Consider the following 6,834-nt stretch of genomic DNA (forward strand, 5'->3'; position numbering starts at 1 on the left):
GTCAGCTCCTCTGGGGGAAGATCGAAGCGCCGCAATAGGCGGCACGACCTTGCAGCGCCTGCTCGATGCGCAGCAGCTGGTTGTATTTGCCGACCCGGTCGGTACGACACAGCGAACCGGTCTTGATCTGCCCGGCGCAGGTGGCCACCGCCAGGTCGGCGATGGTGGTGTCCTCGGTCTCGCCGGAGCGGTGCGAGATCACCGCGGTGTACCCGGCATCCTGGGCCATGCGGATGGCATCGAGGGTCTCGCTGAGACTGCCGATCTGGTTGAACTTGATCAGGATCGAGTTGCCGATGCCGCGATCGATGCCCTCCTTGAGAATCCGGCTGTTGGTGACGAACAGGTCGTCGCCGACCAGTTGCACGCGTTTGCCCAGCTTCTCGGTCAGGTAGGCCCAGCCATCCCAATCGCTCTCGTCCATGCCGTCCTCGATCGAGGCGATCGGGTAGCGCTGGCACAGCCCGGCCAGGTAGTCGGCGAAGCCGGCGGAGTCGAAGCTCTTGCCCTCGCCGGCCAGCACGTAGCGACCGTCGCGGTAGAACTCCGAGGCGGCGCAGTCCAGCGCCAGACTGATGTCCTTGCCCAGTTCATAGCCGGCGCGGCGCACCGCCTCGGCGATCACCACCAGCGCCTCCTCGTTGGACGCCAGCGAGGGCGCGAAGCCGCCTTCGTCGCCCACCGCGGTGCTCAGGCCGCGCTCGCCGAGCACCTGCTTGAGCGTATGGAAGACCTCCGCCCCCATGCGCAGCGCCTCGGCGAAGGAGCCGGCGCCGATCGGCTGGATCATGAACTCCTGGATGTCGACGTTGTTGTCGGCATGCTCGCCGCCATTGATGATGTTCATCATCGGCACCGGCAGGCTGAACCGCCCCGGCTGGCCGTACAGCGCCGCCAGGTGCTCGTACAGCGACATGCCGAGCGCCGCGGCAGCGGCCTTGGCAGCGGCCAGCGACACCGCGAGGATGGCATTGGCGCCCAGCGCGCTTTTGCTCTCGCTGCCGTCCAGGGCGATCATCGCCGCGTCCAGCTCGCGCTGGTTCAGCGCATCCAGGCCGAGCACGCACTCGCGGATCGCGCCGTCGACGTTGGCCACCGCGCGCTGCACGCCCTTGCCCAGGTAGCGCGCGCCGCCGTCGCGCAGCTCCAGCGCCTCGCGACTGCCAGTGGAGGCACCGGACGGCACGCTGGCGATGCCGACCGCGCCGCCGGCCAGGGTCACCACGGCTTCGACGGTCGGGTTGCCGCGCGAGTCGAGGATCTCGCGAGCGGTCACTTGCTGGATGCGGGTGTCAGTCATTGCCTTCGCTCTCCGGGGAAAGGGTTGCAGGGGTTGGCTCGACGGGCGCAGCGGCGAGCAGCTCGCGCTGCTCGGCATAGGCTTCGCGAAAATCGAAGTCGCGCGGCCACTCGAATTCGCCGGCGGGCACAGGGCCACCGGACTGAAGAGGCGTATTCATGGGAACTCCTAGCAAACGTCGTCGCCGACGCGGATCACCCGCAGGCAGTTGGTGCCACCCTGGGCATTGGCATGGTCGCCGCGCGAAATCAGCACATGATCGCCGTCGGCCACCACGCCGCGGCGCAGCAGCTCGTCGACCGCGCGGGCGTTGATCTCGGCCAGCGGCAGGCGCTCGCTGTCGAACGGGATGGTCTGCACCCCGCGGAACAAGGCGACCCGGTTCTGGGTGCGCGGATTGCGCGAGAAGGCGTAGATCGGCAGGTGCGAGCGGATCCGCGACATCAGCCGCGGCGTGTCGCCGCTCTCGGTCATGCAGATGATCGCCTTGACCCCGTGCAGGTGGTTGGCCGCGTACATGGCCGCCATGGCGATCGACTCGTCGATCTTGTGGAAGACCTCATCCATGCGATGGCGCGAGCGATGCGCCAGCGGGTGCCGCTCCGCCCCGACTATGACCCGGCGCATGGCCTCGACCGTCTCGATCGGATAGGCACCGGCCGCGGTCTCGGCCGAGAGCATTACCGCATCGGTGCCGTCGAGCACGGCGTTGGCGACGTCGAACACCTCGGCACGGGTCGGCAGCGGCTGGCTGATCATCGACTCCATCATCTGCGTCGCAGTGATCACCACTCGATTGAGGCTGCGGGCGCGCTCGATGATCAGCTTCTGCACCGCTACCAGCTCGGCATCGCCGATCTCCACGCCGAGGTCGCCGCGCGCCACCATCACCCCGTCGGAGGCTTCGATGATCGCATCCAGCACCTGCAGCTCGGCGACCGTCTCGGCGCGTTCGATCTTGGCGATCAGCCCGGCCTCGCCGCCCGCCTCGCGCAGCAGCCGGCGCGCCAGCTGGATATCGGCGGCGTCTCGCGGGAAGGACACCGCCAGGTAGTCGACCTGCATCTCGGCGGCGGTGAGGATGTCCTCGCGGTCCTTGTCGGTCAGTGCCGCCGCCGACAGACCGCCGCCCTTGCGGTTGATGCCCTTGTTGTTCGACAGCGGCCCGCCGACCAGCACCTCGCAGAGCAGCCGGCTGGCCTCGACGCGCTTGACCTCCAGCTCGATGCGGCCGTCGTCCAGCAGCAGGATGTCGCCGGGGCGGCTGTCGCCGATCAGCGCCTCGTAGTCGATCCCCACCGCCTGCTCGTCGCCGGACTGCTTGTCCAGTGCTGCATCGAGGGCGAAGACCTGGCCCTTGGACAACCGCACCTTGCCGGCGGCAAAGCGGGCGATACGGATCTTCGGCCCTTGCAGATCTCCCAGCACGGCGACGAAGCGCCCGTGCTTGCGCGCCATCTCGCGCACCAGGGCGGCCCGGGCGATGTGCTCGGCGGCGCTACCGTGGGAGAAGTTCAGGCGCACCACGTCGACACCGGCCAGCACCAGCCCCTCGATCGCCTCGGGGCTCTCGGTGGCCGGGCCCAGGGTGGCCACTATTTTCGTTCTTCGTTGCACAGTTCAACCCTCATAAAGACCTGCTTGCATACAGGACAGGGACCGGAATCGGCCTAGGCACAAGCCGTTCACGCGGCAGCCGACACAAGTGCCCGCCAGCCCCGCATGACCACCACCCGCCGAGCCCGCGCGCCACCCGCCAGATCGAACCCGAGGCAAGCTGCAGCGGACAGAAAAGTGGTTAACTTAAGAATATTTTCAATTGATACTCCTAAAATTCAGAGCAATCAAGAAAAAATGTAGTAATAAAAACAACATAAACATCCACTCGCCCCCATCGTCGGCGGCACCGGCAAAGGGTGAAATAGCGGCGCCCCAGCGCGCGCTGCGCGAGCGCGACGCTGCCATGACCTCAGTCGCGCCTTTGCCGGCAACCCGCGAACGGCAGATCACAGGCGCCGTCAGCCGGTAGCGGGCGTCCTCTGGGGGCGCTATCGACCCGAGCGTCGGGGGGCGCGAAGAGCCGGCGGCGCTGCGGTCGTCAGACGCCTTGCCGCGAACGAACCAGCGACGCGACACGCACAATGTGCCGCTCACGGTGGGACCGCCGGGCGGCACCCGCCTGCGCCAGTTCAAGGAAAGCCTGACCGCCAGCCGCTATCCGGCGGATGAGGAGCCGATCCAACGATTCGGCAGTGATGGGCCGGTGCGCATGACGCACCGGTTCGCGGCGCCGCGCCGATAATCGAGTGCCTGGTGCGCACACCCCAGGCGGCCCCGCGACACCTATACGAGCTTCGGCGATAAACCTTTTGCATACGCGCGCACCGCCGCTAGCCAGCTAGGCGGTCGCTAGCCGGCCAACCCCGCGCGCAAGCTCAACACTCCCTCCTCCCCCGGCCGCAGGCAGAGGCTGTCTGGCCCGCAGCTGGCGGCCTCGACGCAGAGAAAGCCCAGGCTCTCGTTCCAGCCGACATCGGTCAGCGGGCGACTGCCCGGGTGCCAGACCACGCTGTTGGCGCCGCCGCGGGTGTCGATGGCCAGGCGCCGCTGCCAGGGCAGATCCTGCAGCTGCAGCACGCCGGTGTGGCGGAAGATGCGGTGGCAGCCGTCCTCGATGCGCAGCTCGCCGTGCCGGCGGCAGTCGGCGCGCGCCCTGACGGCTGAACGCCGCCTGGAACAGGCGGTGTTCGAGCAACAGCAGCTCGCGCCCCTGGCGCACCGTCCAGCGCTGACGCGCCTGGCCGGGCTCGGCGAACAGCTCGGCCAGGGGATGCAGTTCGGCGCCGCCTGTGGCGGCGCCGAGCGGGCGCGAGGCGCTTACCACCAGTGCTCCACCTGCACGCCGAAGTTGTAGCCATGGCGCGCGGTGTCGAAGGCGCCGCTGTCGGACAGCGCCGAGCCGGCCGCCATTTGGTTGGCCGCCTGCTGCGCCGCGCGGTTCCAGGTGGCATAGGTGTAGTACAGACGAAACTCCGGACGCGCCCAGAAACCGGGGCCGGACGGCGACCAGGTCGGGGCGATGGTGAACTTGGTCAGCTTGCGCGTGCCGTCTGTGGCATCGACCTGGTCGTGGCCCAGCTCGCCGACCAGCTTGAACTGCTCGGTGAAGGCGTAGCTGGTGCGGCCACCGACGGACAGCCAGTTCTGGTCTGCACCGTCCGGACGCTTGTCCTTCTGGTAGACGAACTGCACCTGGCCGCCGAGGCGCGGCGTGGCCTGCCAGTCGAAGTATTCGACCAGGCGCCAGCTCTTGTTGTCGCGGTCGAGGCCGACGTCGCCGGTGTAGCCCAGGCCGGTGCCGGGGCCGCGGCCGTACTGCAGGGCGAAGGTGTTCTTGCCGCCGAGGAAATCGCTCTGCTTGTGCTGCGCGGTGACCGCCCAGCCGCTGTGGGCGCCGGTGCTGTCGGGCTTGTCGATGTAGCTGACGCCGAACTCCAGCTCGCCGCCCGGGTTGACCTGAAAGCCGCCGACGTTAAAGTCGTGACGGTTGATGTAGGGCTCCTGGAAGTAGCTGTCCTTGCGCGAGAAGGCGTAGCTGTACTTCAGCCCACCGTACTCGAAGTCCTCGATACCGGCGCCGGTGGCGCTCTGGTTCCAGTAGTAGAAGTCGCTGATATGGATGTCGTTACGCTTGTAGAAGCGGCGCCCGGTGGATGCCGCAAGAGGTCAACATGAACGCCGACATCGCGCTGTGGAAAAGCACCGATGGCCTGACCGAAGACGAGCGCCGCATCGTCAAGCGCTCGCTGGGCTTCTTCTCCACCGCCGACAGCCTGGTGGCCAACAACCTGGTGCTGGCCGTTTACCGCCTGATCACCAACCCCGAGTGCCGCCAGTACATCCTGCGTCAGGCTTTCGAGGAAGCGATCCACACCCACGCCTACCAGTACTGCATCGAGTCACTGGGCATGGATGAAGGCGAGATCTTCAACATGTACCACGAGATCCCGAGTGTGGCGAAGAAAGCCTCCTGGGGCCTGAAGTACACCCGCTCGATCTCCGACCCGACCTTCCAGACCGGCACCCCGGAAACCGATCGTCAGTTCCTCAAGAACCTGATCGCCTACTACTGCGTACTGGAAGGCATCTTCTTCTACTGCGGCTTCACCCAGATTCTCTCCATGGGCCGCCGCAACAAGATGACCGGCACCGCCGAGCAGTTCCAGTACATCCTGCGTGACGAGTCCATGCACCTGAACTTCGGCATCGACATGATCAACCAGATCAAGATCGAAAACCCGCACCTGTGGGATGCCGAGATGAAGGACGAAGCTACCCAGATGATCCTGCAGGGCACCCAGCTGGAGATCGAATACGCGCGTGACACCATGCCGCGCGGAGTACTGGGCATGAACGCCGCGATGATGGAGGACTACCTCAAGTTCATCGCCAACCGCCGCCTGACCCAGATCGGTCTGAAGGAAGAATACCCGGGCACTACCAACCCGTTCCCGTGGATGAGCGAGATCATGGACCTGAAAAAGGAGAAGAACTTCTTCGAGACCCGCGTGATCGAGTATCAGACGGGTGGAGCGTTGAGCTGGGATTGACTCCTGAGTCTAGACCGTTAGGACAGATTAGAAAGCGCTTTACCTGAGTACGGATGTTCGGGGTAGCGAGAAAACTAGAAGCCCCGCCTAGTGCGGGGCTTCTAGTTTCTCCAACGACATACTGTCTTGATCACTACAAATCAGGCTCCGAGTTGCCTGGTGTTTTTTGCACCACGCGCGGGAATACAGCCCTGTAGGGTGGAAAACGCCGAAGGCTTTTCCACCATTGGCTAACGCGAAACCTGGATGGTGGATGGCTTCGGCCATCCACCCTACGCACTCAGCCTCCTGACAGGGACTTGCGCTCCGAGTTGCTTGCCAGCCTGATCGTTCCCACGCTACGCACGGGAATGCAGCGAGTAGGACGTAGGGTGGACAACGCGAAGCTTGTCCACCGGCATGTTCGGCTGAACCAGCTGCGTAGAAAGGAATCTGCCGGATGCCTAGGCAAGATGACTGAAGCCTATTGCGCCACAATCTTCACGACTTCAACCACTCCACCAGACAACAGATGACCAGCAAAATCACCATTTCCGCCGCCTGCCTGTTTGATGCCGAAGGCAGGCTCCTGCTCGTTCGCAAGCGTAATACCCTTGCCCTGATGCTGCCCGGCGGCAAGCCGGAACCAGGCGAGGACACCCTCACTGCGCTGCAGCGCGAGTTGGAGGAAGAGCTCAAGCTGCAACTGCCTGCCAGCGCCCTGAGCTCCCTTGGCCGTTTCGAAGCCCAGGCTGCCAATGAACCCGGTTGCCGGGTGGAGGCCAGTCTGTTCAGTGCCCGCCTGCCCCACTCCGTCAGTCCGGCTGCCGAACTGGAGGAGCTGCACTGGCTGGCGCCGGGCGAAACATTGCCTGAAACCCTCGCCCCACTGGTACGCGAACAGGTGTTGCCACTGATCTGGCCCTGAGCCCGGAATGAAAAAAA

Annotated in this window: 4 protein-coding genes and 3 pseudogenes; 2 read left to right on the forward strand and 5 right to left on the reverse strand. The window is 65.4% G+C overall.

Annotation, left to right across the window (positions count from 1 at the left end):
* Position 1: 1 nt before the first annotated feature.
* From eno to NCCP436_RS14845, 5 genes and pseudogenes are all read right to left on the reverse strand, one after another.
* Positions 2–1,300, reverse strand: a complete 1,299-nt coding sequence (gene eno, locus NCCP436_RS14825) for a phosphopyruvate hydratase (protein WP_220804748.1) — start codon at positions 1,298–1,300, stop codon at positions 2–4.
* Complete coding sequence (locus NCCP436_RS14830) at positions 1,293–1,460, reverse strand: hypothetical protein (protein WP_177432040.1); 168 nt, start codon at positions 1,458–1,460, stop codon at positions 1,293–1,295. The genes eno and NCCP436_RS14830 overlap by 8 nt, the downstream gene beginning before the upstream one ends.
* 8 nt (positions 1,461–1,468) lie before the next feature.
* A complete protein-coding gene (pyk, locus tag NCCP436_RS14835; RefSeq protein ID WP_220804749.1) occupies positions 1,469–2,917 on the reverse strand; it encodes a pyruvate kinase in 1,449 nt (482 codons plus the stop codon).
* A gap of 792 nt (positions 2,918–3,709) precedes the next feature.
* Positions 3,710–3,994 (reverse strand): annotated as a pseudogene (locus NCCP436_RS17685) (D-hexose-6-phosphate mutarotase); the annotation flags it as partial.
* Positions 3,995–4,177: 183 nt separating this feature from the next.
* Positions 4,178–5,008: pseudogene (locus NCCP436_RS14845) on the reverse strand (maltoporin); the annotation flags it as partial.
* Between the two features lie 2 nt (positions 5,009–5,010).
* On the opposite strand from NCCP436_RS14845, the pseudogene NCCP436_RS14850 reads away from it, so the two are divergent.
* Together NCCP436_RS14850 and NCCP436_RS14855 are read left to right on the forward strand one after the other, a co-directional pair.
* Positions 5,011–5,910, forward strand: a pseudogene (locus NCCP436_RS14850) (ribonucleotide-diphosphate reductase subunit beta); the annotation flags it as partial.
* A 511-nt stretch (positions 5,911–6,421) separates the two neighbouring features.
* Entirely contained in the window at positions 6,422–6,817 is a 396-nt protein-coding gene (locus tag NCCP436_RS14855; protein WP_220804750.1) for an NUDIX domain-containing protein, read from the forward strand.
* The last annotated feature ends 17 nt before the right edge of the window (positions 6,818–6,834 follow it).

Source organism: Pseudomonas sp. NCCP-436, assembly GCF_019656335.1.
Taxonomy (GTDB): Bacteria; Pseudomonadota; Gammaproteobacteria; order Pseudomonadales; family Pseudomonadaceae; genus Aquipseudomonas.

Bases quoted from the DNA above. Each gene is read 5' to 3' on its own strand.
- eno (WP_220804748.1), bottom strand. From the start codon at position 1,300: ATGACTGACACCCGCATCCAGCAAGTGACCGCTCGCGAGATCCTCGAC.
- NCCP436_RS14830 (WP_177432040.1), bottom strand. From the start codon at position 1,460: ATGAATACGCCTCTTCAGTCCGGTGGCCCTGTGCCCGCCGGCGAATTC.
- NCCP436_RS14855 (WP_220804750.1), top strand. From the start codon at position 6,422: ATGACCAGCAAAATCACCATTTCCGCCGCCTGCCTGTTTGATGCCGAA.